This window comes from Mangrovimonas spongiae (genome assembly GCF_003944795.1).
Classification (GTDB): domain Bacteria; phylum Bacteroidota; class Bacteroidia; order Flavobacteriales; family Flavobacteriaceae; genus Mangrovimonas; species Mangrovimonas spongiae.
Window position 1 is genome coordinate 346,306 of the sequence record NZ_RWBG01000003.1, and the last position, 25,843, is coordinate 372,148.

Below are 25,843 nucleotides of genomic sequence, written 5' to 3' on the forward strand. Positions count from 1 at the left end.
AATGTAATAAAATTAATGCTTAAAATGACGCGTTCCTGTAAATACCATAGCAACATTATTCGTGTTACAATAATCTATACTAAGTTGATCTTTAATTGATCCTCCTGGCTGAATTACAGCTGTAATACCTGCGTTGTTAGCAATTTCCACACAGTCTGGAAATGGGAAGAACGCATCGCTTGCCATAACAGCACCATTAAGGTCAAATTTAAAGGATCCTGCTTTGTGAATGGCTTGGTTTAAGGCATCTACACGACTTGTTTGTCCTGTTCCGCTAGCACAAAGTTGTTTGTTTTTTGCTAGGACTATAGTATTAGATTTGGTATGCTTGCAAATTTTTGAAGCAAAAATTAAATCTTCTAACTCGTTTTTTGTTGGTTTATTATTGGTTACATCGGTTAAATCTTCAAGCGCATCGGTTTTGTTGTCTCTGTCTTGAACTAAAACACCGTTTAAACAACTTCTTACCGTCGTTTTTGGCAGCTCAATGTCTTTAAGAATAAGTAAAATACGGTTCTTTTTACCTTTTAAAATATCTAGAGCATCGTTTGAAAAGCTTGGAGCAATAACAACTTCACAGAATAGGCTGTGTATTTCTTCGGCTGTTGCTTTATCAATTTCTGTGTTACTTATTAAAATACCACCAAACGCTGAAACAGGATCTCCTGCTAAAGCATCTACATAGGCTTGATGTATGGTGTCGCGTTGTGCTAAACCACAAGCGTTGTTGTGTTTTAAAATGGCAAATGTTGGTGCTTCACCTTTAAACTCGTTCATTAATGTTACGGCTGCATCAACATCTAAAAGGTTGTTGTAGCTAAGTTCTTTACCATGTAACTTAGTAAACATAGCGTCAAAATCGCCATAGAAGAACCCTTTTTGATGTGGGTTTTCACCATAGCGTAAAGTTTGCCCTTTGGTTTCACTTATCTTAAACGATTCGATGTTTTGATCTGTATTGAAGAAATTAAAAATAGCAGAATCGTAATGCGATGATACGTTAAAGGCCTTTGTGGCAAAACGTTTTCTGTCTTCTTGAGAAGTTTCACCATTTTTAGTGTTTAATAACTCTAAAAACTCAGTGTAATCTTCTACCGATGATACACAAACCACATCGGCGTAGTTTTTAGCTGCGGCTCTAATTAAAGAAATACCGCCAATATCAATTTTTTCAATAATATCTTGATGAGATGCACCAGAGGCAACTGTTTTCTCAAAAGGATACAAATCCACAATAACTAAATCTATTTGTGGGATTTCAAAATCTGCCAATTCAGCGACATCATTATCGTTATCTTGCCTGTTTAAAATACCGCCAAATACTTTTGGGTGTAATGTTTTAACACGTCCCCCAAGGATAGATGGGTAAGAGGTGACATCTTCAACAGGAACAACATCGATACCTAAATCTTTAATAAATTTTTCTGTTCCTCCTGTGGAGTAAATAGTAACGCCTTGTTCGTTAAGTTTTTTTACAATAGGTTCTAATCCGTCTTTTGAAAATACGGAGATTAATGCCGATTTAATGCTTTTTGTGGTACTCATTTTAGTTATGTTGTGAAATAAGTTGCAAAAGTAACTATTTCAAACCGAAAATAAGCCCTGATCTTATTGAAAAGTAGGTGTTTTTTTAACGAGAAAATATTGTTGTTGATAATTATAAAATACTGGCAACTTCCTTACATACAAACTCTAAGAATTCTTCGTCGTCTTTAGTGAAAGGGTCTGGTGTATTTGAGTCTATATCTATTTGGCCAATATTTTCGCCGTTAACAAAAATGGGAATCACTATTTCAGCTTTAACAGTAATGCTACAGGCTATATAGTTGTCTTGGGCTGAGACATCTGGAACTACAAAGTTTTCGTTACTAACGGCTACTTGCCCACAAATACCTTTGCCAAATGGAATAATAGTGTGATCTGTTGGGGCGCCAACATATGGGCCTAGTTTTAGTTCGTTTTTATTACCGTTTTTAAAGTAAAATCCAACCCAATTGTAGTGGTTGATGTTAAGTTCTAATAGTTGACAAATTTCTAATAACCTCTCGTTGGTGGATTTTTTATTATTAGAAATTATTTGAGAAACTTGAGATTTTAACTTGTTAAATGGCATTGCTAAGAAATTTTTAGCAAAAGTATTTAAAAGAGATGGTTTGAAAATTGATTTTATATAACTTTAACATCGTTAAAAAAATAATTTGAAGCAGCTTTTAAAAACATATAACTCGGTAATAAAGTTTATATTGACTTTTTTAATGGTTTATGTTGTTTTAATATTTGGCTATAGGTTGTATTTACAAATGTCTACAGGCCAAGTGTATTACCCAGATTATGTTACTAAGCTTGTTGCAGACCAGAGTGCTATTTTACTAAACGATTTTGGTTATAAAGCCGCAGTTTTTCCACATCCTAATGAGGCTTCGGTAAAGTTATTTCTTAACGAGAAATATGTAGCTAGAGTGATAGAAGGTTGTAATGCCATAAGTGTAATCATTCTTTTTCTATCCTTTATAATTGCTTTTTCAGGGAAATTAAAAACAACCATTATTTTTGGGTTAGTTGGAGGTGTACTAATTTATGTTGTCAACCTTTTTAGAATTGCTGTTTTAGCCATTGGGTTTTACCATTATCCCGAGTACGAAAATATATTACATGGTGTTGTTTTTCCTGCTATAATTTATGGTATGGTTTTCTTACTATGGATTGTTTGGGTAAACAGATTTTCAAAAGTAAGTGCGCATGCAAAAAAAGTATAGATTTTTAGTCTTTATTGTATTAGTTAGTTTTTTAATTTTAATACGTGCTTTCGAGAATCAATTGTTCTACGATCCTTACTTACTGTTTTTTAAAAATGATTACTTATATGCGGATGCACCCAAACTAGATATGTTTAAGTTAGTTGTTTCTATAACTTTAAGGTATACACTTAATACAATAATATCACTAGGTATTTTATATGTGATTTTTGTCGATAAAAGTATGGTGGAATTTTCACTATTAATTTATACGATTTCTTACGTTATTTTAATCTTACTTTTCTTGTATTTTATAACCAACCATAGACAAGAGGATTATTATCTGTTTTTTAATATTAGACGATTTTTAATACAACCTATACTATTATTACTTTTGGTGCCAGCGTTTTATTATCATAAAAGGAAGAAGCGAATTAAAATTCGAAATTAAACCCTTTTTGAGTTAGCTTTTTATTTTTTGTAATTTTGCATCGTGATGAAAACTATTTTACATAAAACGTTTTCCTTAGTATTATCGCTTTTAGTGTTGTTTTCAACAGTATCCTTTACGGTTGAAAAACATTTTTGCGACAATACATTAATAGATGTTTCTTTTTTCTCTACAGTTGAATCTTGTTGTCCCGAAGGTGCTGTTAATAAAAAATCTGAATTCCAAAAACAATCGTGTTGTAAAGACACAATAGATTTGGTAAAAGGTCAAGACCAATTAATTATAAAAAAGTTTGAAGACTTAAATCTTGATCAACAATCATTCTTTACAACATTTGCATATTCTCTCCTTACTGTTTTTGAGGATTTGTCGCAATACATTATTCCTTACAAATATTACTCCCAACCTCATTTGGTTGCCAATATACAAGTGCGCAACCAAGTTTTCTTAATTTGATTCAATAAACAACTTCCGTGAAAACGGATAACATAATTTATTGTTCAATCAAATAAGAAATCAAAAAAAATGATACAAATACATCATATTACAGGAATAACCTGTAATAGCTGTCAAGCAACAGTAAAAAAACTTATTTATATATTACTATTATTACCTATATTATCTTTTTCCCAAGAGAAAATAAAAGGGAAGATTATGGAAATAGATAGCCAAGGAAACGAAATGCCACTTCCAGGAGCTAATGTGTATTGGTTAAATACAAGCGTTGGTGCTGTAGCCGATTTTAAGGGTAATTTCTCTATCAAATATGAAACTGAATATAAAGATTTGGTGATTAGTTTTGTTGGCTATAAAACCGATACCATTTCGGTAAATAATCCTAATAAACCTATAAAACACATCTTAAAAGCTACAAGTGCGTTAGATGAAGTTGAAATAGTCTCTCGTAAGAAAGCTACTTCAAAATCTTATTTACAAGCCCAAAATGTGATGAATGTAAGCAGTGACGAACTCTTAAAAGCAGCGTGTTGTAATTTATCTGAAAGCTTTGAAACCAACCCCTCAATCGATGTTAATTTCGCCGATGCCGTTTCAGGTACCAGACAAATAAAAATGTTAGGGCTTACTAGTCCGTATATTTTAATTGCAACTGAGAATATTCCTTCGGTTCGTGGTGCTTCGCAAGCCTATGGATTAACGTTTACACCTGGAACTTGGGTAGAAAGTATTCAAATTACCAAAGGTGCCGGAAGTGTGGTTAATGGTTACGAAAGTATTGCAGGGCAAATTAATGCCGAACTTCAAAAACCAACAAAAGATGACAAGTTGTTTGTAAACCTTTATGGGGCAAGCAATGAACGTTTGGAGTTAAACACACATTTTAATACTAAGCTAAGTGATAAATGGAGTACGGGTTTGTATTTACATGGAAATATGCATCAAAAGGAACACGATGTCAATCATGATAATTTTTTAGATATGCCGCTTTATCATCAAATAAACGTGATGAATCGTTGGCAATACACCGATACCGAAAACGGTTTTGTGGGCTTTTTCAACTTTAGATATTTAACCGATGAAAAGCAAACAGGCGAATTGGATTTCAATCCAGAGACCGATAAACTAACCACCAACGCTTGGGGAAGCGAAATAGATACACAACGTTTTGATTTTTCTGGAAAGTTAGGATATGTTAATCCAGAATTGCCTTGGCGAAGTATTGGTGTGCAGTTTGCAGTAAGCAATCATCAACAAGACTCATATTTTGGGGTGCGCGAGTATAATATTGAGCATAATAGTATATATTCTAACGTAATGTATAACTCAATAATCAGTGATTCACGACATAAAATAAAAACAGGGGTTAGCTTTACTTTCGATCATTATGATGAGCTTGTTGAGCTAAATACTTTTGAACGTACCGATAATTCGGTTGGTGCTTTTTTTGAGTACAATTTTGATAATCTAGATAAACTAAACCTAACTGCTGGCATACGTGTGGATAACCACAATAAACTAGGCTTTTTTGTTACACCTCGCGTTCACGCACGCTATACACCTTGGGAAAAATCGGCTTTTAGAGCATCGTTTGGTCGTGGTAAGCGTTCGGCTAATATTTTTACTGAAAATCAAAGTCTATTTGCAACCTCAAGAAATATTAATATCATAGGTTCAAACGGTGGCGATATTTATGGGTTGGATCCTGAAATTGCGTGGAACTATGGCGTGTCTTATTTGCAAGGCTTTAATCTCTTTGGAAGAAAAGCTGATGTTAGTGTTGATTTTTACCGGACCGATTTTCAAAACCAAGTCGTTGCCGATTGGGAAAATCCGCAAGAGATAAGTTTCTATAATTTAGAAAACGATAGTTATGCCAATAGTTTACAAGCCGAATTTAACTATAACATGTTTAAACGTTTTGATGTACGTTTGGCGTATAAATATTACGACGTAAAGACTAGGTATTTAACCGGGAAAAAAACAAGACCATTAACACCAAAACATCGGTTTTTTGCCAATGCAGGTTACGAAACTCATAGAAAGGAAAATGGTGCGCAATGGAAATTTGACGCAACTTATAATTGGTTAGGAGAACAGCGGTTTTCATCAACAATTAATAATCCAGTGCAATATCAATTACCAGAAAAAACACCAACAGTAGGAACCTTAAATGCACAGATAACTAAAGTGTTTTCTTCTAAATTTGAAGTATATTTAGGAGGTGAAAACATTACTAATGTACGCCAAGATAACCCAATTATGGGAGCAGAAGATCCGTTTGGAGCAAATTTTGATACTACTTATGTGTATGGGCCAATTTTTGGTAATATGTATTACGCAGGATTACGATTTAGAATGAAATAAAAACTTATAAATCAAATAACAATGAAAAAAATACTAGTAATAGCAACCTTTTTAATTGCAACAGTATCATTTGCTCAAAATAAAAATGCCAAAGCCTCTTTTGAGGTTGATGGTGTGTGTATGATGTGTAAAGATCGTATTGAAAAAGCATGTATTAAAACAAAAGGCGTAAAAAGTGCCAATTGGAATGTGCAAACTCACGAGTTGCGTTTAATCTATAATGAGGGTAAAACCAGTTTAGACGATGTTAAGAAAAACATATTAGCTGTAGGTCACGACTTAAAGGATATAAAAGCATCTGATGAAGCCTACAATTCTGTTCACCCGTGTTGTAAATACCGCGATGAAGAAGTAAAGGGGGATCATAAATAAAAATACAGTACTATAAAACTATCTAAAAAGGTAGTTTTATAGTTGTTTAGTTTACGTTAATAGTTTCAATTTGAGAAAATAAACTACCGTCTTCTCCCATGCCCTCTATGTATAAATTAATAGAATCATAAAAGTAATTAGGTACTTTAATTTCAAGTTTGTCTGCAGTATTTTTTTCTACATTTGGAATCCAATTAAGAACACCATAGCTTTTAAAGCTATCTCTCTTATAGGTATTATACATTGGACTGTAGTATTTTTTTGGTGTTGAAAACCCAAAATCTATAGTTGAGTTATTATACGTTGATTTTTTCTTTCTACTAAACCCTCTTTTAGTGAAAATATGAATTACTCCACCAGGTGAAGCGTTGATGTTAGATATTTTTGAAACAAACATTTCTTCAACATCAGCAACTATTAAGTTACTTATCATTTCTAAACTATTCGTAATGTTAACATTGTCAAGGAAGACAATAGGAGATAAAGCCCCTTTAAAAGTAAGAACTCTTCTATTAATAATTTTCACATTTACCCCGTCATTCGTTACATCAAAACCATAATTGCGTATTTGTTGTGTTATCAATGAATATTGGTTAGGAGCGTCTGTAAAATTTATATGTTTAGCCTGAGACATTCCGTAAGGAGTGTTTTTAGGTTTGGAAATTTTAATAGGTTTAATAATAACACTATCTAGAACATTGATGCCTTCACTTAAAACAAAAGATTTGTTGTCATTAAGTTGTTTGGTTTTTAGTATCTTATGATGTTGTTTAACATTTATAAAGTCTTTTTTATAAGAAGGGTATATGTTATAATAGATATTTGGTGTTGATAATTTCCCTTTTTTATTTTTTAAGGTAAAGCTTAAATTAGATTTATCTTTAATATAGAGCTTGTCAAATTTAAAATAAGGGCTGTCTTTTAAATTATATTCTAGTTGAATTCCGTTTGATTTAGATTGTAAAATTAAAACATCTCCATTTTTATAATCGTAATTGTTTAGTTTCCCTTTTATTAAGAAGCCAGTTTCAAAATTGTGTAGCAATTTAGGTGGAGTGTTAAATATATTTTTCCATGAATATGAACTCCATCCTTGGGTTAATAATAATAAATCAAGATCAAAACGTTTTTTTGCATCTATCTCATTAAAATAATACCAAGGATTTTCAATGTTTCCTTTAATATAAGGGAGTAGTAAAAACTTAGAAATAATGTTTTTATTTGTTTTATTTGCTATAGTAGAGCTTGGTAGTACAGAAACACTTAAACTAATATCTTTAGGGTGTGATTTTTTAGAGAATGTGATTATTGTAGAATCTTTTTTCTTTAAAATATTAGATACTTCAATGTTTTTCACTGAACTGTTTGTGTAATTGTAAATAATACGCTCAGCAATGGGCTTAAATTCATCATTAAATAATGTTATAATATTAACCCCTTTGTTTAAGAATTGACGGCCAATTCTATATTGATAAGTTAATTTATCATCAGAGAAGTTTACATCAATTTTATTTAAAAATCCATCTCTGTGAATAGCAATAAAAAAACGCTTATTGTTAACAGATTTTAATGTTTTTTGATTTAAGCTTAAGCGTATGTATAGGTTGTCTTTTCTCGAATTTTCAACAGATAACCCTATACCATATTTTTTTATATTCGTAACAGGTCTTGTAAGTGTTTTACCGTTTTCTAATTCTATACTTGCAATATAGCTTTCTCCTTCCTTTGGTGTGAAAGAAAATTTTCCTAACCCAAAAAGATTACTTTTAAATGTAGCAACTGGTTTATTGTTTGAGTTATTAATACTTCCTGAGGTTATTTTTATGGACTTTCCGTTGTTGTTTATTAATTTAAAACCAACAGTATTAAGGGTGTTTTCAATTAGATGTCCACCTTCAGGTAAGAGCTGAAAGTCAAATGTTTCTAGTTCAGTTTCTTCAGGAATAGTACTTTTTTTACCAACAACCTTAAATTTCTGTAAATCATATAGATTTTGATGGAAGTTTTTCATCCAGTTGGTTGTTGTTTTAATATAATAAGTTCCTTCAGAAAATGTAGAGTCTATTTTGAAATTACCATTAGTGAAACCATTTTTTGCTACATAAATTTTACTCTTTATGAGTTCTCCTCTATCATTATAAATATTTGAGTGAATGTTAGTGGAACTTATATAAGGAGATTGCCTTTTAATGTCATATATGTATGTTTTAAACCATAATTCTTCATTTTTTAGATAGAGAGTTTTATTTAAATGAGTAAAAATGGTTTCGTAATCTAAAGCGTAATATGCTTTTATTTTTTTGTCAAAATCTTCAATGTTAATATTTTGAGAGTAAGAGGTTGTAATAAGTGTAAGAAATAGGATAAAATAGCTTACTTTTTTGTGCATAAGGTTGTTGTGAATAATTTTGACTAATATAAAAATAAAAAAAGCTGTTTTCCAATTTAGAAAACAGCTTTTTAAGATAGAGATGTAAAATAATTATTACATCATCCCTGGCATTGCGCCACCACCACCCATTGGAGGCATTGCAGGTTCATCTTCTTTAATATCTACTAAGGCACATTCGGTGGTTAAAATCATACCAGCAACAGAAGCCGCATTTTCTAAAGCGACACGTGTTACTTTCTTAGGATCGATAATACCAGCTTCAAGCATATCTACATATTGCTCGTTTTTAGCATCGTAACCAAAGTCTTTTTTACCTTCTAATACTTTGTTGATAACCACAGACCCTTCGCCTCCTGCGTTTTCAACAATTGTTCTAATAGGCGACTCAATAGCTTTGTTTACAATTTGAACACCTGTTGTTTCGTCAAGGTTTTCGGTTGTTAACTTTTCAAGCATTTTTTTAGCGCGTACTAAAGCAACACCACCACCAGCAACAATACCTTCTTCAACGGCAGCTCTTGTAGCGTGTAAAGCATCGTCAACGCGATCTTTCTTTTCTTTCATTTCTACTTCACTTGCAGCGCCAACATAAAGTACGGCAACGCCACCGGCTAATTTAGCCAAACGCTCTTGAAGTTTTTCTTTGTCGTAATCGCTTGTTGTGGTTTCTATTTGCGCTTTAATTTGATTAACACGCGCTTTAATGTTTTCAGCATCACCAGAACCATTAACAATAGTCGTGTTATCTTTATCGATAGTTACAGTTTCAGCAGTACCCAACATTGATAAATCGGCATTTTCAAGAGAGAACCCACGTTCTTCAGAGATTACTGTTCCACCAGTTAAGATGGCAATATCTTCTAGCATGGCTTTACGTCTGTCGCCAAATCCAGGAGCCTTAACAGCGGCAATTTTTAATCCACCACGTAGTTTGTTTACGACTAATGTAGCTAAAGCTTGTCCTTCTACATCTTCAGCAATAATTAATAATGGACGTCCAGATTGTGCTACTGGTTCAAGAATAGGAAGAATTTCCTGTAGGTTTGAAATCTTTTTGTCGAATAATAAAATGTATGGGTTTTCTAAGTCGGCCACCATTTTATCAGAATCGGTTACAAAGTAAGGTGATAAATACCCTCTGTCAAATTGCATTCCTTCTACAACATCTACATAAGTATCTAAGCCTTTGGCTTCTTCAACAGTAATAACACCTTCTTTTCCAACCTTTCCAAAAGCTTTAGCGATTAGTTCGCCAATAGTGTTGTCGTTGTTAGCAGAAATGGCGGCAACTTGTTTTATTTTTTCAGAAGAATTTCCAACTTTTTCAGCTTGCTTTTCAAGATCGGCTGTAATAGCTTCAACAGCTTTGTCAATACCACGTTTTAAATCCATTGGGTTAGCTCCTGCAGCAACATTTTTTAATCCTTCTTTTACGATAGCTTGAGCCAAAACAGTAGCGGTTGTAGTACCATCACCAGCAAGATCGTTGGTTTTACTAGCCACTTCTTTAACCATTTGTGCGCCCATGTTTTCAAGCTCGTCTTCCAATTCTACTTCTTTAGCCACAGATACACCGTCTTTTGTTACAGAAGGTGCACCAAAGCTTTTTGAAATAATAACGTTACGTCCTTTAGGTCCTAAAGTTACTTTTACTGCATTTGCTAAAGCATCGACACCACGTTTAAGGCCGTCGCGTGCTTCAATATCAAATTTTATATCTTTTGCCATAATTTTTAGTTTTATGCCCTAAGCGAAATGCTTTAGGCGTTTTTAGTTTTTAAATTAAATCTTCTTTTTTTAGAAAGAAATAAATGTTTACACAATCGCGAAAATATCGCTTTCACGCATAATTAAATAGTCCTTGCCGTCAAGTTTTAGTTCGGTTCCAGAATATTTTCCGTAAAGTACAGTGTCTCCAACGCTAACAGTCATTGGTTCGTCTTTAGTGCCGTTACCTACAGCAACTACTTTGCCTTTTTGTGGTTTTTCTTTGGCGTTATCTGGAATAATAATTCCAGCAGCAGTTTTAGTTTCAGCTTCAACAGGTTCTACAAGAACTCTGTCTGCTAAAGGTTTAATGTTTAATGCCATTGTGTTATATTTTAAAATTATGTTATTGTTTTAATGCTATGCATCAAGCTAAAAATGTGCCAATAGATGATGACTGACAAATTTTCATTTTTTTGATTTAAGAGAGCGTTTTTTAGAGCTTTTAAAGCTAAATTTTGTGTAAAAAAAATGCCAACTATATAGTTGGCATTTAAAATATTGTTGTTTTTCTAAAACTTTTACTCGGCGTCGTTTTGAGTGTTGTTAGTTCCAGCTTCGTTTTGGGTTGCTGGAGCAGCATCTGGAGTCGTTACAGGCTGTGTTGTAGTGGCATCAGGATCTAGAGCTTTAGACTCTGCTCTTGGGCCTCTTTCTATGGCTACATTCGATAATAAAATTAAGGCTAACATTAAGGCTGCAAGTGTCCAAGTACTTTTGTCTAGAAAATCAGTCGTCTTTTTTACACCACCTAATTGTTGTGTGCCACCGCCACCAAACGAAGATGATAATCCACCCCCTTTTGGGTTTTGTACCATGATTACTACAACCAATAAAAAGGCTACGACAACAATTAATGCTAAAAATATAGTAAACGTACTCATTATGATTTATTTATTTTGTTCTTGTAATTTTTGTATTGCTTTAATTTGGTCTGCAAAGAAACCACTTTTTTCTGGATATTTCAAACTTAAAATTTTATAAGATTGAATCGCCTTTTTATAGTTCTTTTGTTCAACATAAATTCTGGCTAGTGTTTCAGTCATTAATGTATCTGGTTGAATCATTTGTTGTTCAGCCAAATTTTTGTTTTTACTAGCTGTTTTCTCTGGTTTTAATTTGGGATTTTTAGAGATAAATTTATCTATTAACTTAAATTTTTTGTCGCGTTCGGAAACGGGTGTTTCGGGCTGTGTTTGTTCTCGTTCTATAGGAGAAAAGCGAGTAAGCTTAAGCCACTCGTTAAAGGAGTGTTTTTCGTTTTGAGTAAATTCAAACGGTTCTCCAATTTTTAAAATGTTATCAGAAGTATCATCATTGGACTTTAAAACACTATCTTTTTCGCGATTGTCATCATCTTTATTTACTGTTGCTTCTTGAGATGATTCTAATTCTTGTTTTGATGATTCTTTAGGCGTGAATAATTCTGGGTCTAAAACGCTAGAGGTTTCTTGTATTTGCTGTTTTAAATTATCATCAATAGTAACATGTTTATTTACAGAAATATCTTCAGCGGTTACATTAATTGCTTTTAAACTGGATGAGTTTTGTTTAATAGACTCAGAAATTTCATTCTGTAGGAAGTCTTCAGACGTTATAAAATCGAATAAAATACTTCTGTCAGTAGTATAAGCAGCTGTTGTTTTTAGTGCTTTATTATATTTAAAACTCCCTTTGTTTTTTAACGCTTTTAAAAGAATAGCCTTGGGCGATTGAAAGTAAGGATATGTGTCGATTATAGACTGCAAGTCTTCTGTATATGCAGGAAGCATATGTTTGGGATTTTGTAGTATGTGTTTAAAATCAAAATTGTCCATGACTACCATTTAGCCAATGTGGCATTAAAAATATCTTGCGTTAATCGTTCAAAAAGAACTTCGTGAGCTTCATCTCTAGCGGGGCCAATAAGTTGTGCGTTTCTATCGTAATCATAGAAAAATGAAAAGCGTTGTTCTTGAAAATCGTCTTCAGAGTTTTTGTTGTAAAATCTAACATTAACACTCATGGTTAAACGGTTTTGAGCTGCCGTATTTTCGGCAGTTGCTGTTGTTGGAGAAATACGATATTCGGTTATTTCGCCTTCGTAAACTAAATCGCCATTACTTTTTACAAGGTCTAAATTGGTTTGATTTAGAAGTAAGTCGGTTAACGCATTTGTAAAATCTCTGTCTAAGCCAGGTTCTATTAGCATGGCATTATTCTGAAAATAATTAACCTGGAATGTTTTTGTGCCTGCAGGGATGGATGCGCCAGTAAACGAGTAAATGCCACAGCCAAAAAGTAATATAACAGAGCAAAAAGTGATAATAAATTTAAAGTATCGTGTCATTTACAGGTCGTATTGTTTTATTTTTCTATAAAGTGTGCGTTCGCTAATGCCCAATTCTTGCGCTGCCAATTTACGTTTTCCATTATGACGTTCCAAAGATTTTTTTATGAGTTCTAATTCTTTGTCTTGAAGCGATAAGGTTTCTTCTTCTTCAACATCTTCGGCAAAATGATACTTGTCTTCTTGTGGTTCTTGTTCAATAGGTTGCGGTTCATGTTTTTCGGGGATTGAAAGCACTTCTAAATCTTCTACAGTAGTTTCATTCTCATTTTCGCCATAAATTTTTTGAATCAAGCTTTCGTTGTCCTTGGCGACTTCCGAGGTATTGCCACTTTTCATCAATTCCATGGTGAGTTTTTTCAAATCGTTGAGGTCACTTTTCATATCGAACAAAACCTTATACAGGATTTCACGTTCGTTACTAAAATCGCTTTCCGATTTGGTTTGATTAACTACCGCAGGTAAATTGCTTCCTGCATCTGGAAGATAGCTTCTAAGCGTATCGGGTGAAATGGTTCTGTTTTGCTCCAAGACAGAGATTTGTTCTGCAACGTTACGAAGCTGACGAATATTGCCATTCCATCGGTATTTTAGCAACATATTAACAGCATCGTCGGTAAGTTTTACCGTGGGCATTTTGTATTTTAAAGCAAAATCGCTGGCAAATTTTCTAAATAATAGGTGAATATCCTCTTTACGCTCGCGCAATGGTGGTAAATGAATTTCAACAGTACTTAAACGGTAATATAAGTCTTCACGGAATTTATCTTTTTTAATGGCTTCAAACATATTGACGTTTGTCGCCGCTACAATACGTACGTTGGTTTTTTGTACTTTGCTGCTTCCCACTTTTATAAATTCGCCATTTTCCAAAACACGTAATAAACGTACTTGTGTAGTTAAAGGAAGCTCGCCAACTTCATCAAGAAAAATGGTGCCGCCATCGGCAACTTCAAAATAACCATTTCGTGTTTGTGTGGCACCTGTAAAAGCGCCTTTTTCATGACCAAATAATTCACTGTCTATGGTGCCTTCTGGAATGGCACCACAGTTTACAGCAATATACTTGCCGTGTTTACGATGTGAGAGTTGATGTATGATTTTTGGAATACTTTCTTTACCAACACCACTTTCTCCTGTAACCAATACAGAAATGTCTGTAGGCGCCACTTGTATGGCTTTTTCAATAGCACGATTTAACCCAGGATCGTTACCTATAATTCCAAATCGTTGTTTTATGGCTTGTATTGATTCCATAGTATTGCTCACTTAAGTGAGTGTCTTTTAGATTCCTTTTTTAAAAGGAAAATTTTATTAATTATTTTCTGAATACCCTATAGGTTCACCAATTAAGGTGGCTTTTGTGCAGTCGGTTATTTTTACATTTACAAAATCACCTGGTTTATAGTTTTCTTTAGGGAAAACCACCATAGTGTTTTGGCTGTTTCGTCCCGCCCAATGCGCATCCGATTTTTTTGATTCTTTTTCAATTAAAACTTCTTCAACCTTGCCAAGATGTTGTTGTGTTCTATAATGACTGTGTTCTTGTTGTAGTTGAATAATGTCTTGTAAGCGACGTTTTTTTGTTGCTTCAGGAATGTCGTCCTCTAGTTTTCGTTCGGCTAATGTGCCTGGTCTTTCGGAATAAGCAAACATAAATCCAAAGTCGTATTTTACGTACTCCATTAAGCTTAAAGTGTCTTGATGATCGTCTTCTGTTTCGGTTGGAAAACCAGCAATCATATCTTGAGAAATAGCGCAATCTGGAATAATACGACGAATGTTGTCGATCATTTTAAAATATTCTTCACGTGTATGTTGACGATTCATGGCTTTTAAAATACGGTTACTGCCACTTTGCACAGGCAAATGTATGTACTTGCAAATATTCTGGTACTTGGCCATGGTTTCAATCACATCTAAAGTCATGTCTTGTGGATTAGATGTTGAGAAGCGAAAGCGCATTTTTGGTTGTGCTTGGGCACAAAGTTCTAGAAGCTTGGCAAAATTAACAGCCGTTGCTTTCTGCATATCGGTAGCTTTGTCGAAATCCTTTTTTAATCCGCCGCCATACCATAAATAGCTGTCTACGTTTTGCCCAAGAAGGGTTACTTCTTTATAGCCTTTGTTGGCCAAATCGTTTATTTCCTCAACTATACTTTGCGGATCACGACTACGTTCACGTCCTCTGGTAAAGGGTACAACGCAAAACGTACACATATTGTCGCAACCACGTGTAATAGATACAAAAGCTGTAACGCCATTAGTATTTAAACGTACAGGAGCAATATCGCCATAAGTTTCTTCTTTAGAGAGGATCACATTAATAGCATCGCGACCATCATCTACTTCAGAAAGTAAATTGGGTAAATCTTTGTAAGCATCTGGACCAACAACAAGATCGACGATTTTTTCTTCTTCTAGAAATTTACTTTTTAAACGTTCTGCCATACAGCCTAAAACACCCACTTTCATGTTGGGGTTTACCTCACGTTTTACAGCATTGTATTTTTCAAGGCGTTTCCTTACCGTTTGTTCTGCTTTATCGCGAATAGAACAGGTGTTTACTAAAACTAAGTCGGCATCTTTGAGATCTTGAGTGGTGTTATAGCCATTTTCAGATAAGATAGAAGCTACAATTTCACTATCGCTAAAATTCATCTGGCAACCGTAACTTTCTATAAATAGTTTTCGGTTGTTTCCTGCTTTCTTCTCTATAATGAGGCTTTCGCCTTGTTTGTTTTCGTCTATAATCTTCTCCATATACAATATTGAATAATACTTGCTTGTCAATAAGTGTGCAAAGATACAATTTATTTATGTACTATGACAAAGTGTCAGAATGAGATTTTATCATAAAATTTAAAAATTTGTTGCTGAAAATGATAGGGTTTACGTACAGAGACCATCAAAAATTAGGAACATAAGTTTTTTTTCAATTACATTTGTAACCTTAAAAATCGATTTATGGCGAAGAATTTAGTAATAGTGGAGTCACCTGCAAAGGCCAAAACCATTGAAAAATTCCTAGGAAAGGATTTTAAAGTGGAGTCTAGTTTTGGGCATATTGCAGATTTACCTTCAAAAGAATTAGGAGTAGATGTAGAAGGAGATTTTAAGCCTAAATATGAAGTGTCCAAGGACAAAAAAGCGGTTGTAAAAAAGTTAAAAGAACTTGCTAAAAAAGCTGAGACAGTTTGGTTAGCTAGTGATGAAGACCGTGAAGGAGAGGCTATTGCATGGCATTTAGCCGAATCGCTTGGTTTAGATAAAGAAAAAACAAAGCGTATTGTTTTTCATGAGATTACCAAAACAGCTATTAAAAAAGCGATAGAGAATCCTAGAAGTATAGATTACGATTTAGTAGATGCACAACAAGCACGTCGTGTATTGGATAGAATTGTGGGTTACGAATTGTCACCTGTGCTTTGGCGTAAAGTAAAAGGCGGGTTGTCAGCGGGTCGTGTTCAATCGGTGTCTGTGCGTTTAATTGTAGAACGTGAAAGAGAAATTGAAGGATTTAAACCTGTGGCATCTTACAGAATAGATGCTGAATTCTCTACAAAAGACGGCCAAACTTTTAAAGCAAAACTTCCAAAGAATTTTGATACTAAAGAAGATGCCTTAAAGTTTCTTGAAGCCAATGCTACTGCAGATTTTAGTATTGCCGATTTACAGAAAAAACCTGCAAAGAAATCGCCAGCACCACCATTTACAACATCAACATTACAGCAGGAGGCGTCAAGAAAGTTATATTTTTCTGTGAGCAAAACCATGACGATGGCGCAACGTTTATACGAAGCCGGTTTGATTACCTATATGAGAACCGATAGTGTAAACTTATCAGACGAAGCAAAAAGTGGTGCGCAACGTGAAATAGAAGCTGCTTATGGTTCTAACTATAGTAAGCCAAGAAACTATAAAGGGAAATCTAAAGGGGCACAAGAGGCTCACGAAGCCATTCGTCCTACCGATTTTTCTAGACATACCGTTAATGTAGATCGCGATCAAGCAAGATTATACGAGTTAATTTGGAAACGTGCTATCGCGTCGCAAATGAGCGAAGCTCAATTAGAGCGTACCAATGTAAAAATAAGCGCTACCACTCACGACGAGCTATTTACTGCAAATGGTGAAATGATTAAGTTTGATGGGTTTTTAAAAGTCTATCTTGAAGGAACAGACGATGAAGATGGCGAACAAGATGGTATGTTACCAAAACTAAGTGTTAACGAGACGCTACTTAACAACTTTATTACCGCAACACAACGTTTTACACGTCCGCCATATCGTTTTACCGAAGCTTCTTTAGTGAAGAAATTAGAAGAATTAGGAATAGGTAGACCATCTACTTACGCGCCAACCATTTCAACCATTCAAAATAGAGGCTACATTGAGAAAGGTACTGTAGAAGGTGTTGAGCGTAATTATGTTCAGCTAACTTTAAAAGAAGGTCATGTTAAAGATGTCACTTTAACCGAAAAGGTGGGGTCGGATAAAGGAAAGTTAGTGCCAACAGATATAGGTATGATTGTAACCGATTTCTTGGTTAATCATTTCGATACTATTTTAGATTATAATTTCACAGCAAAAGTAGAAGAAGACTTTGATGATATTGCTGATGGAAAAATAGATTGGGAAAATATGATGAAAGCATTTTATAAGGACTTTCATCCAATTGTAGAAGACGTTCAAGAAAATGCCGATAGAGAATCTGGAGAGCGTGTTCTTGGTACCGATCCCGAAACAGGGCGTCAGGTAAGTGTGCGTTTAGGACGCTTTGGACCAATGGTTCAAATAGGAACTGCCGAGGAGGAAGAAAAACCACTGTTTGCAAGTTTAAGCCCAGATCAGCAATTAAATACCATTACGTTTGAAGAGGCTATGGATTTATTCAAGCTTCCAAAAAGCCTTGGAGATTATGAAGGTGAAGCTGTAGAGGTTAATAATGGCCGTTATGGCCCTTATGTTAAATTTGGAAAGAAATATATATCCTTACCAAAAGGAAAAGATCCTTTAGATGTTGAAATGAAGGATGCTATAGAACTTATAAAGGAAAGACAAAAAGCCGATGCGCCAATTTATAATTATAATGGCCACGATGTTACAAAAGGAAAAGGACGTTTTGGACCATTTATAAAATGGAACAATATGTTTATTAATGTAAACAAAAAGTACGATTGGGATAACCTATCTGATAATGACATTGAAACCCTTATTGAAGATAAACTTCAAAAAGAACGTGATAAGCTTATTCATAATTGGGAGGAAGAAGGTATTAGAGTAGAGAAAGCACGTTGGGGAAGACATAATATTATAAAAGGTAAAACAAAAGTAGAGCTGCCTAAAACAGTAGATGTGTCTGATATGACTTTAGAAGAAGCTAAAGCGCATCTTGAGAAAAATGCTCCAAAGAAGAAGAAAAAAACCACAAGGAAAAAATCGACAACCAAAAAGAAATAACCCTAAATGAACTTTGATTTTCTTTCTCCTGTTTCCGATTCTGTAATGGCACATTCAACATTACTGGCTTCGCAGGCGCTAGGGAGAAAGATGTTAATTCACTCCAGTCAGAATGGTTTTCCAGATTTAGAAGATGTTCAATTGGCTATAATTGGCGTTTTAGAGAATAGAAACGATGTTGATTATATTGGTGACGAAATCTATCTCGATAATATTAGAAAATCATTCTATCAATTGTTTCCAGGTAATTGGAATGTTAAAGTAGCCGATTTAGGCGATATTAACAAAGGAGAAACAGTAGAAGATACCTACTATGCGTTAAGAACAATTCTGGAAATTCTTATTCAAAAAAAAATCATACCTATTATATTAGGAGGGAGTCAGGATTTAACATTTGCCAATTATCGCGCTTACGACAATATTATTCCTATGGTAAATATTGTAAATGTAGATTCAAAATTCAACCTAGGAGATTCTGCAAAACCAATAAAGAGTAATAGTTTTGTTGGGAAAATTGTAGTAGACCAACCTTATAACCTGTTTAATTATTCTACAATTGGTTATCAAACCTATTTTAATTCTCAAGAAGAAATAGATTTAATGGAAAAACTCTATTTCGAGTTTTACAGATTAGGAGAAGTATCAAATAATATAACCTTAGCAGAACCTGTACTAAGAGATGCTAATATTGTAAGTGTTGATTTAAACGTAGTAAAAGCATCAGAGTTGGGAGGAAGACAACAATTGTCGCCTAATGGATTAGATGGTAAAGAAATTTGTGCTATATCAAGATATGCTGGAATAAGTAATAAAGTGTCCTCCTTTGGTATATATGAATATAAACCGTCTAATGATGATGATGTAACTCCAATGTTGGTAGCGCAAATGATTTGGTATTTTATTGAAGGATTCTCTTTTAGAGTAAGTGACGATGATTTTTCAAATGAGAATAATTACCAGAAATTCATCACCTTGGTAGAGGAGCAAGAGCTTATTTTCTTTAAAAGTAATAAAACTGGGCGCTGGTGGATTGAAATCCCTTTTTTATCAAACGTTAATAATAAATTAAAAAAACATACGTTATTACCCTGCATGCATCAAGATTATATAGATGCCTGTAATAACAAAGTACCCGAACGTTGGTATAAAGCGTTCAAAAAGAATTGTATATAATAAAATGAGCATAAAACGTACAATATCATCGTTGAAATGCACTTTTTGACGACGAAATGTGTAATTTTTTAGTAAAAAAGTTGTTTTTTAAAAAATATATAGATATGTTTACGCTCTTAAAATTTTTAAGGCATAAAATTTAACCTCGAGTTTTCTATGGATATGAAGAAACTTACATTATTAATCGCAGTTTTAGCTATACTAACTAGTTGTGGGTCAGGAGATAGAGGCCAGCTAGTAGGAGTTAAAGGAAAGAAATGGCATCCCGAAAAACCGTATGGAATGGAATTAATTCCTGGCGGCGCATTTATTATGGGTAAAGCAGACGATGATCTAGCTGGAATTCATGATGCCCCAACAAAAACCGTAACGGTTAGGTCATTCTACATGGATGCAACAGAAATTACTAATAGTGAATACCGCCAATTTGTTGAGTGGGTAAGAGATTCTACTATTAGAACCAAATTAGCAATATTAGCTGACGAAATTGGAGAGACTCCAGGCAATGGAGGAATTGGTGAATTTGCATTTAAAGATGCCGATACAGCAAACATGACCGTATATGAAAAATACATGTACGATAACTATGTAGGGCTTGGACCAACAGGATATGAAGGCAGAAAACTAAATCACGACATAGATTTAATTTTTGATACAGCAGAATATCCAGATGAGTATTATGCCGAAGTTATGGATACGATGTACCTTCCTATGGAGGAATCATACAATGGTCAAAGAACTTGGGATGTAACTAAGTTTAAATTCCAATATACCTATATGGATATGGAAAAAGCAGCCAAAGCCTCAAACAAAGGGAAAAAGCGTTCAGAGTTTATTATTAAAGAAGAAGTAGAAATTTATCCAGATACTACAGCCTGGATTCGTGATTTTGCTTATTCTTATAACGAACCAATGCATAACGATTACTTCTGGCACGAAGCTTATAGTGATTATCCTGTAGTAGGTGTGTCTTGGGAGCAAGCAAAAGCGTTTTGTGAGTGGAGAACACTACACCACAATGCATACAGAAAAGAAAGAGGTAAGCATTTTGTAAATAAATATAGACTACCATCTGAAGCAGAATGGGAATACGCAGCAAGAGGTGGCCTGCAAGCAGCAACTTATCCTTGGGGTGGTTATTACACCAAGAACGATAGAGGGTGCTTTATGGCAAACTTTAAACCATTACGTGGAGATTATGCAGCCGATCAAGCATTATATACTGTAGAGGCAGAGTCTTATGAGCCTAACGATTTTAACCTTTATAATATGGCAGGTAATGTTTCAGAATGGGTAAATGCTTCTTACGATCAGTCATCTTACGAGTTTGTTTCTACTATTAACCCAAGTGTTAACGATGTAAACAACCAACGTAAAGTAGTAAGAGGAGGATCTTGGAAAGATGTTGCTTATTTCTTGCAAGTGAGTTCTCGTGACTACGAATATGCAGATTCAGCAAGAAGTTATATCGGTTTCAGAACAGTACAAGATTACATGGGAACAGATGTAACCTTAAACGCTAGAAACTAAAAACTAACTAAATTAGAAAATCAATTAACAATTAACTAAATATTAAACTATCTTAAGTATTAACGTACTTAAACTAAAACTAAAATTATGGCACAAAAAGGAAAACTTACTTTAACAAACATGATCTACGGATTAGGAGCAGCAGTAGTAATTGTAGGAGCTCTATTTAAGATTCAGCACTGGCCAGGAGGGTCTCTAATCTTAACAATAGGTATGGTTGTTGAAGCATTAGTATTTACATATTCTGCTTTTGAAAGACAACAAAGCGATTTAGATTGGTCTTTAGTATATCCAGAATTAGCTGGAGGACAATCATTAGGAGGTAAGAAAGGTAAAAAAGAAGAACCTAAAGATGCAGAAGGATTATTATCTAAAAAATTAGATAACTTATTAAAAGAAGCTAAAATCGATGCCGACTTAATGTCTAGCTTAGGAAATAGCATTAAAAACTTTGAAGGAGCAGCTAAAGGAATTTCTCCAACAGTAGACTCTATTGCAGCTACTAAAAAGTATGGTGAAGAGTTATCTTTAGCAGCAGCTCAAATGGAATCTTTAAATAGCATGTACAAAGTACAGTTAGAAAGCGTTAACCGTCAAGCGGCAATTAACGAAGAAACTGTTGAGAATGCTCAAAAGTTAAAAGAACAAATGCAATCATTAGCATCTAACCTATCATCTTTAAACGGTGTTTATGGTGGTATGTTAACTGCTATGAACAAGTCTTAATTAGTATTATTTACTAGTAAATTTTAATTTCTAACAAACAAAACTAATTAAAACATGGCAGGAGGAAAATTATCTGCAAGGCAGAAAATGATTAACCTAATGTACTTAGTGTTTATTGCAATGATTGCGATGACCATGAGTAAGGAAGTACTTTCAGCATTCGGGTTAATGAACGATAAATTTGTAAGAGCTAACGAACTAGCTTCTACATCAAACACAGGAATGCTTGAAGGCTTAAAGCAAAAAGCAGAAGAAAAACCAGAAGAGTTTAGAGTAGCATCAAACAATGCACAACAAATAAGCAAAATCTCTGATGACTTTTTCAAGTATTTAGGTGAACAAAAAGCAATGATCCTTGAAAGAGGAAAATTTGAAAGAGAAGAAAATGGCGAATTACCATCAGAAAAGATGGATAAAGGTGATTTCTTAGACGAATATTGGTTTACAGGTGATCGTTTAACCAAAGAAGGACAAGCTTTTATGGACCGTCTTAATAAATATAAAGCTGATATTGAAGCAGTTTTAGGAGACGATGTTAAATACCAAAAAGCTGTTGAAAACTTTGAAGAACGTTTCAATACTAAAGAAGTTGTAAACCAAGACGGTAAAAAATTACAATGGTTAGATTACCATTTCCAAGGTTTCCCAGCAATTGCATCGTACACTAAGCTTACAGCTATGCAAAACGATGTAAAAGCTACCGAAACAAATATGTATAACCTATTTTTAGGAAACACATTAGACGAAGCGGTATCATTAAAAAACTACACGGCTATTGTAGTACCAGACAAAAATGCTTTTTTCGCTGGTGAGAAATTTACAGGTAAAGTAGTATTAGGTAAATATGCTAACGTTACACCAACCAAATTAAGTGTAGGTGGCGAATCTCTAGATTTAGATAGAGAAGGTGCTATCGATTCTACTGGAGCAGCTCGTATCGAGTTTACAGTAGGTAATGTTGGTGAACATGATGTAGATGGACAGTTTACTTTCTTAGAAGATGGTAAAGAATTACCAATCGACTTTAACGGTAAATACGTTGTTGTACCAAGACCAAATTCAGCAACTATTTCAGCTGATAAAATGAATGTTGTTTATAGAGGTGTTGTAAACCCAATGACAATTTCATTTGCTGGAGTGCCAGATAACAAAGTTAACGCTAGTGCAACAGGATTAAGAAAAACTGGTAATGGAAAATACGAAATGAGACCAGGAACAGGTAGAGAAGTTACAATTAATGTAACAGCTACTTTAGATGATGGATCTGCTGTTTCAGATAGAAAAACATTCCGTATCAAGGATATACCAAAACCAACAGGAACTATTGCTGGACAACCAGGAATTGTTAAGTTACCAAGAAACAATGTACAGATTGCAACAATTGGAGCAGAGTTAGAAGACTTTGATTTCGAACTACCAATCGTAGTATCTGAATTTAAAATTAAAGTGCCAGGTCAGCCTTCTGTAAGAGTTAGTGGAACAAAACTTAACTCACAAGCTAAAAACGCTTTACGTAAAGCAAGAAGAGGAGACCAAGTTGCAATTTTCGATATTAAAGCGAGTATTAGAGGAAACTCTAGTTATAAGTTAAAAAGTGTTTCTCCTGTAGTGGTAGAAATTACTAACTAAGCGCTTTTATCTTAATTGATAAGCCCTAATAATTAAAAAGAAGAAGATGAATTTAAAGAGTATTTTATTAACCGTTTTAACCATATCGTTTGGTGTAACTGCTTATTCGCAAGCCAATATTTTAAATGCCAAAGCTCCAGAAGAGATTGGTGTAAAAACAGAGGCACAAATAGCAGTTGATAATGATAAGCCTTTAGAATATGGTTATGTAGATGATAGAGATATTATGTTCTCTAAAATGACATGGGAACGTGTTGTTCTTGACGAACGTGTAAACTTTCCATTGTATTATCCAATAGATACAAATAATATTGGGAAAAATAGACGCTCTTTATTTGATGTGCTTTGGAAATCTATTAAAGAAGGAAAAATCGAAAAAATTTACGATGATTCTTACTTTACTGCAGAACGTACCATCGAAGATTTAAAGTATTCAATGTCTAAAGTAGATACCTTAGATATTGGTTATGAACAATTCAATGCCGAAGGTCGTGTAGATCCAGAATATATCACAAAAACCGATATCACTTCTTTCCATATTAGTGCTTATTTGGTAAAAGGATTATGGTATTTTGACAAACGTCAAGGAGAATTAAAGTACAGACTTCTTGGTATTGCACCAGCAGCACCAGATGTTAACTTCCTAGATTCTGATGACGAAGCAAACAAAGAACCAATTCCTTTATTCTGGGTATTCTATCCAGATGCTAGAGAAGTATTGCACGAAGCAAAATCGTTTAATAACGAAAATAGCGCTATGCCATATTCTTTCGATCATATCTTAAATTCAAGACGATTTAATGGATATATCTTTAAAGAAGAAAATGTGTATGGTGATAGAAAAGTAACCGAATACATTTCTGATAACGCTTTAATGCAACTTTTAGAATCTGAAAGAATCAAAGAAAAAATTAGAAACTTTGAGTTGGATATGTGGGCTTATTAAAGCCTATTTGTCAAAAAGTAATAAAGAAAAACGCGCACTTTTAAGTGCGCGTTTTTTTATGTTATCTTCGTAAATATGAAAGTAGATTATATTATCGTTGGTCAGGGCTTAGCAGGCGTAAACTTTTGTTATTTATTATTACAGCATAGCAAATCTTTTGTGGTGTTTGATGATAATTCGCAACAGTCGTCTACTGTAGCAGGTGGCTTGTATAATCCTGTTGTTTTAAAGCGTTTTACACCAGTTTGGAAAAGCGATGAACAATTAGAATTAGTAAACCATATATATAACGACTTAGCGTCTTATTTAGAAACTACTTTAGATTATAAACTTCCTGTAAAACGGTTATTCAATTCTGTTGAAGAACAAAATAATTGGTTTGTAGCAGCCGATAAATATGGTCTGCAAAAATATTTGTCGCCAAAAATTTGTAACAATAATAATATGGCTGTTCCTGCTCCTTATGGTTTAGGTGAAGTACTACATACTGGAAGAATAGATACAGAGCATTTATTGGCTACGTTTAAGAAAAAGTTGGCGAGTACATATATTAATGAATCGTTTAATTATGATGATTTAATAATTAAAGAAGACGCTGTAATTTATAAAGATATTCAAGCAAAAAATATCGTGTTTTGCGAAGGCTTTGGTTTAAAAAAGAACCCTTATTTTAACCATTTACCACTAAATGGAACCAAAGGCGAACTATTAACCATTCATGCTCCAGATTTAAAAATAGATTTTGTATTAAAATCGAGTGCGTTTTTAATTCCGTTAGGGAATGATTATTATACAGTTGGTGCTACCTATAATTGGACCGATAAAACCAATCAACCTTCAGCGGAAGGTAAAAAAGAACTCCTAGAAAAGCTAAAAACCTTTATTAAGTGCGATTTTAAGGTTGTTAATCAAAAAGCAGGTATTCGTCCCACCGTAAAAGATAGAAGACCATTAGTTGGGCAACACCCTAAATACGATAATCTTTACGTGCTAAATGGTCTTGGAACAAGAGGCGTTATGATAGCCCCTTATGTGGCTAAACAGCTTTATAACTTTATTGAAAATGCTATAAAATTAGAAGAAGATATTAATATTACTCGGTTTTCTTCTTAACTAAATTTTCGTCATAATGCATAAAAATGTTAATCCATACGTTTCTGGATAAACGCATAATTATAGGAGCAAAAACAACCAAAGTTCCAATTATAGCAAAAAATGCAGTTATTAAACTACTCTCTAAAAACAAATAACTAATAACAAAAGCAGCAACGCCAAAAGCAATACCAATAGCATAGCTAACATACATCGAGCCATAAAAAAAAGATGGTTCTATACGATATTTGGTATGGCAATGCGAACATTCCTCGTTTATTTTTAAAACATCAGATAAAACATAAGGGTTTTTTGTTTCATACATCGATTCTTGATGGCATTTTGGACAACTCCCTGTTAAAATGCTGTATAGTTTGGAGCCTTTTTTAATCATAATTAAAACTGTACTTTTGCG

The 25,843-nt window shown here is 33.9% G+C and carries 23 protein-coding genes; 12 read left to right on the forward strand and 11 right to left on the reverse strand.

The genetic code is table 11. The features are described 5' to 3' along the window. Nucleotides 1-12: 12 nt before the first annotated feature. Nucleotides 13-1,545 (reverse strand): bifunctional phosphoribosylaminoimidazolecarboxamide formyltransferase/IMP cyclohydrolase, encoded by a 1,533-nt coding sequence (gene purH, locus EJA19_RS08640; RefSeq protein ID WP_125467963.1) that lies wholly within the window; start codon nucleotides 1,543-1,545, stop codon nucleotides 13-15. Between the two features lie 112 nt (nucleotides 1,546-1,657). After that, nucleotides 1,658-2,113: a GAF domain-containing protein gene (locus EJA19_RS08645; RefSeq protein WP_125467964.1), complete on the reverse strand. Its 456-nt coding sequence runs from the start codon at nucleotides 2,111-2,113 to the stop codon at nucleotides 1,658-1,660. 85 nt (nucleotides 2,114-2,198) lie between these two features. On the opposite strand from EJA19_RS08645, the gene xrtF reads away from it, so the two are divergent. The 5 genes from xrtF (at nucleotide 2,199) to EJA19_RS08670 (ending at nucleotide 6,381) form a co-directional block, all read left to right on the forward strand. Then, on the forward strand, nucleotides 2,199-2,756 hold the full coding sequence (xrtF, locus tag EJA19_RS08650) for an exosortase family protein XrtF (RefSeq protein WP_125467965.1): 558 nt from the start codon (nucleotides 2,199-2,201) through the stop codon (nucleotides 2,754-2,756). After that, nucleotides 2,740-3,186 carry an exosortase F system-associated membrane protein gene (locus EJA19_RS08655; protein WP_125467966.1) on the forward strand — a complete coding sequence of 149 codons (447 nt, stop codon included), beginning with the start codon at nucleotides 2,740-2,742 and terminating at the stop codon, nucleotides 3,184-3,186. Before xrtF ends, EJA19_RS08655 begins: the two co-directional genes overlap by 17 nt. 45 nt (nucleotides 3,187-3,231) lie before the next feature. Further along, nucleotides 3,232-3,642 (forward strand): HYC_CC_PP family protein, encoded by a 411-nt coding sequence (locus tag EJA19_RS08660; RefSeq protein ID WP_125467967.1) that lies wholly within the window; start codon nucleotides 3,232-3,234, stop codon nucleotides 3,640-3,642. A gap of 69 nt (nucleotides 3,643-3,711) precedes the next feature. Continuing rightward, nucleotides 3,712-6,009, forward strand: coding sequence for a TonB-dependent receptor (locus tag EJA19_RS08665; RefSeq protein WP_125467968.1), 2,298 nt, complete (start codon nucleotides 3,712-3,714; stop codon nucleotides 6,007-6,009). A gap of 21 nt (nucleotides 6,010-6,030) precedes the next feature. Further along, on the forward strand, nucleotides 6,031-6,381 hold the full coding sequence (locus EJA19_RS08670) for a heavy-metal-associated domain-containing protein (RefSeq protein ID WP_125467969.1): 351 nt from the start codon (nucleotides 6,031-6,033) through the stop codon (nucleotides 6,379-6,381). 46 nt (nucleotides 6,382-6,427) lie between these two features. On the opposite strand, the gene EJA19_RS08675 is transcribed toward EJA19_RS08670, so the two are convergent. The 8 genes from EJA19_RS08675 to miaB all read right to left on the reverse strand — a co-directional run bounded on the left by EJA19_RS08675 (nucleotide 6,428) and on the right by miaB (nucleotide 15,632). Continuing rightward, nucleotides 6,428-8,770: an RNA polymerase beta'' subunit family protein gene (locus tag EJA19_RS08675; protein ID WP_125467970.1), complete on the reverse strand. Its 2,343-nt coding sequence runs from the start codon at nucleotides 8,768-8,770 to the stop codon at nucleotides 6,428-6,430. 96 nt (nucleotides 8,771-8,866) lie between these two features. Then, nucleotides 8,867-10,501 (reverse strand): chaperonin GroEL, encoded by a 1,635-nt coding sequence (gene groL, locus EJA19_RS08680; RefSeq protein WP_125467971.1) that lies wholly within the window; start codon nucleotides 10,499-10,501, stop codon nucleotides 8,867-8,869. Nucleotides 10,502-10,588: 87 nt separating this feature from the next. Further along, a complete protein-coding gene (groES, locus tag EJA19_RS08685; RefSeq protein ID WP_125467972.1) occupies nucleotides 10,589-10,864 on the reverse strand; it encodes a co-chaperone GroES in 276 nt (91 codons plus the stop codon). A 197-nt stretch (nucleotides 10,865-11,061) separates the two neighbouring features. After that, nucleotides 11,062-11,424: a preprotein translocase subunit SecG gene (gene secG / locus EJA19_RS08690; RefSeq protein WP_125467973.1), complete on the reverse strand. Its 363-nt coding sequence runs from the start codon at nucleotides 11,422-11,424 to the stop codon at nucleotides 11,062-11,064. Nucleotides 11,425-11,430: 6 nt separating this feature from the next. Then, nucleotides 11,431-12,357: a hypothetical protein gene (locus EJA19_RS08695; protein WP_125467974.1), complete on the reverse strand. Its 927-nt coding sequence runs from the start codon at nucleotides 12,355-12,357 to the stop codon at nucleotides 11,431-11,433. A gap of 2 nt (nucleotides 12,358-12,359) precedes the next feature. After that, a complete protein-coding gene (locus EJA19_RS08700; RefSeq protein WP_125467975.1) occupies nucleotides 12,360-12,869 on the reverse strand; it encodes an LptE family protein in 510 nt (169 codons plus the stop codon). After that, on the reverse strand, nucleotides 12,870-14,126 hold the full coding sequence (locus EJA19_RS08705; RefSeq protein WP_125467976.1) for a sigma-54 interaction domain-containing protein: 1,257 nt from the start codon (nucleotides 14,124-14,126) through the stop codon (nucleotides 12,870-12,872). 57 nt (nucleotides 14,127-14,183) lie between these two features. Further along, complete coding sequence (gene miaB / locus EJA19_RS08710; RefSeq protein WP_125467977.1) at nucleotides 14,184-15,632, reverse strand: tRNA (N6-isopentenyl adenosine(37)-C2)-methylthiotransferase MiaB; 1,449 nt, start codon at nucleotides 15,630-15,632, stop codon at nucleotides 14,184-14,186. Nucleotides 15,633-15,836: 204 nt separating this feature from the next. On the opposite strand from miaB, the gene topA reads away from it, so the two are divergent. The 7 genes from topA (at nucleotide 15,837) to EJA19_RS08745 (ending at nucleotide 25,449) form a co-directional block, all read left to right on the forward strand. Continuing rightward, complete coding sequence (gene topA, locus EJA19_RS08715) at nucleotides 15,837-18,332, forward strand: type I DNA topoisomerase (protein WP_125467978.1); 2,496 nt, start codon at nucleotides 15,837-15,839, stop codon at nucleotides 18,330-18,332. A 6-nt stretch (nucleotides 18,333-18,338) separates the two neighbouring features. Next, nucleotides 18,339-19,505, forward strand: a complete 1,167-nt coding sequence (locus tag EJA19_RS08720) for a formimidoylglutamase (protein ID WP_125467979.1) — start codon at nucleotides 18,339-18,341, stop codon at nucleotides 19,503-19,505. A 162-nt stretch (nucleotides 19,506-19,667) separates the two neighbouring features. After that, nucleotides 19,668-21,035, forward strand: coding sequence for a T9SS ring complex lipoprotein PorK/GldK (gene porK / locus EJA19_RS08725; protein ID WP_394342051.1), 1,368 nt, complete (start codon nucleotides 19,668-19,670; stop codon nucleotides 21,033-21,035). Nucleotides 21,036-21,122: 87 nt separating this feature from the next. Beyond that, on the forward strand, nucleotides 21,123-21,761 hold the full coding sequence (gene porL / locus EJA19_RS08730; protein ID WP_125467981.1) for a type IX secretion system motor protein PorL/GldL: 639 nt from the start codon (nucleotides 21,123-21,125) through the stop codon (nucleotides 21,759-21,761). Nucleotides 21,762-21,815: 54 nt separating this feature from the next. Then, entirely contained in the window at nucleotides 21,816-23,390 is a 1,575-nt protein-coding gene (porM, locus tag EJA19_RS08735) for a type IX secretion system motor protein PorM/GldM (RefSeq protein WP_125467982.1), read from the forward strand. Nucleotides 23,391-23,436: 46 nt separating this feature from the next. Further along, nucleotides 23,437-24,336, forward strand: a complete 900-nt coding sequence (gene porN / locus EJA19_RS08740) for a type IX secretion system ring subunit PorN/GldN (RefSeq protein WP_125467983.1) — start codon at nucleotides 23,437-23,439, stop codon at nucleotides 24,334-24,336. Between the two features lie 75 nt (nucleotides 24,337-24,411). Further along, nucleotides 24,412-25,449, forward strand: coding sequence for an NAD(P)/FAD-dependent oxidoreductase (locus tag EJA19_RS08745; protein ID WP_125467984.1), 1,038 nt, complete (start codon nucleotides 24,412-24,414; stop codon nucleotides 25,447-25,449). Here the strand turns inward: EJA19_RS08745 and EJA19_RS08750 are convergent. Continuing rightward, on the reverse strand, nucleotides 25,430-25,822 hold the full coding sequence (locus EJA19_RS08750; protein WP_125467985.1) for a DUF983 domain-containing protein: 393 nt from the start codon (nucleotides 25,820-25,822) through the stop codon (nucleotides 25,430-25,432). The genes EJA19_RS08745 and EJA19_RS08750 overlap by 20 nt on opposite strands. Nucleotides 25,823-25,843 lie beyond the last annotated feature (21 nt).

Coding starts and splice junctions, on each gene's coding strand:
- EJA19_RS08720 (WP_125467979.1), top strand. CDS start 18,339: ATGAACTTTGATTTTCTTTCTCCTGTTTCCGATTCTGTAATGGCACAT.
- purH (WP_125467963.1), bottom strand. CDS start 1,545: ATGAGTACCACAAAAAGCATTAAATCGGCATTAATCTCCGTATTTTCA.
- groL (WP_125467971.1), bottom strand. CDS start 10,501: ATGGCAAAAGATATAAAATTTGATATTGAAGCACGCGACGGCCTTAAA.
- porN (WP_125467983.1), top strand. CDS start 23,437: ATGAATTTAAAGAGTATTTTATTAACCGTTTTAACCATATCGTTTGGT.
- EJA19_RS08700 (WP_125467975.1), bottom strand. CDS start 12,869: ATGACACGATACTTTAAATTTATTATCACTTTTTGCTCTGTTATATTA.
- EJA19_RS08745 (WP_125467984.1), top strand. CDS start 24,412: ATGAAAGTAGATTATATTATCGTTGGTCAGGGCTTAGCAGGCGTAAAC.
- EJA19_RS08695 (WP_125467974.1), bottom strand. CDS start 12,357: ATGGACAATTTTGATTTTAAACACATACTACAAAATCCCAAACATATG.
- topA (WP_125467978.1), top strand. CDS start 15,837: ATGGCGAAGAATTTAGTAATAGTGGAGTCACCTGCAAAGGCCAAAACC.
- EJA19_RS08660 (WP_125467967.1), top strand. CDS start 3,232: ATGAAAACTATTTTACATAAAACGTTTTCCTTAGTATTATCGCTTTTA.
- EJA19_RS08665 (WP_125467968.1), top strand. CDS start 3,712: ATGATACAAATACATCATATTACAGGAATAACCTGTAATAGCTGTCAA.
- secG (WP_125467973.1), bottom strand. CDS start 11,424: ATGAGTACGTTTACTATATTTTTAGCATTAATTGTTGTCGTAGCCTTT.
- groES (WP_125467972.1), bottom strand. CDS start 10,864: ATGGCATTAAACATTAAACCTTTAGCAGACAGAGTTCTTGTAGAACCT.
- EJA19_RS08675 (WP_125467970.1), bottom strand. CDS start 8,770: ATGCACAAAAAAGTAAGCTATTTTATCCTATTTCTTACACTTATTACA.
- EJA19_RS08750 (WP_125467985.1), bottom strand. CDS start 25,822: ATGATTAAAAAAGGCTCCAAACTATACAGCATTTTAACAGGGAGTTGT.
- EJA19_RS08705 (WP_125467976.1), bottom strand. CDS start 14,126: ATGGAATCAATACAAGCCATAAAACAACGATTTGGAATTATAGGTAAC.
- miaB (WP_125467977.1), bottom strand. CDS start 15,632: ATGGAGAAGATTATAGACGAAAACAAACAAGGCGAAAGCCTCATTATA.
- porM (WP_125467982.1), top strand. CDS start 21,816: ATGGCAGGAGGAAAATTATCTGCAAGGCAGAAAATGATTAACCTAATG.
- EJA19_RS08655 (WP_125467966.1), top strand. CDS start 2,740: ATGCAAAAAAAGTATAGATTTTTAGTCTTTATTGTATTAGTTAGTTTT.
- EJA19_RS08645 (WP_125467964.1), bottom strand. CDS start 2,113: ATGCCATTTAACAAGTTAAAATCTCAAGTTTCTCAAATAATTTCTAAT.
- porK (WP_394342051.1), top strand. CDS start 19,668: ATGAAGAAACTTACATTATTAATCGCAGTTTTAGCTATACTAACTAGT.
- porL (WP_125467981.1), top strand. CDS start 21,123: ATGGCACAAAAAGGAAAACTTACTTTAACAAACATGATCTACGGATTA.
- EJA19_RS08670 (WP_125467969.1), top strand. CDS start 6,031: ATGAAAAAAATACTAGTAATAGCAACCTTTTTAATTGCAACAGTATCA.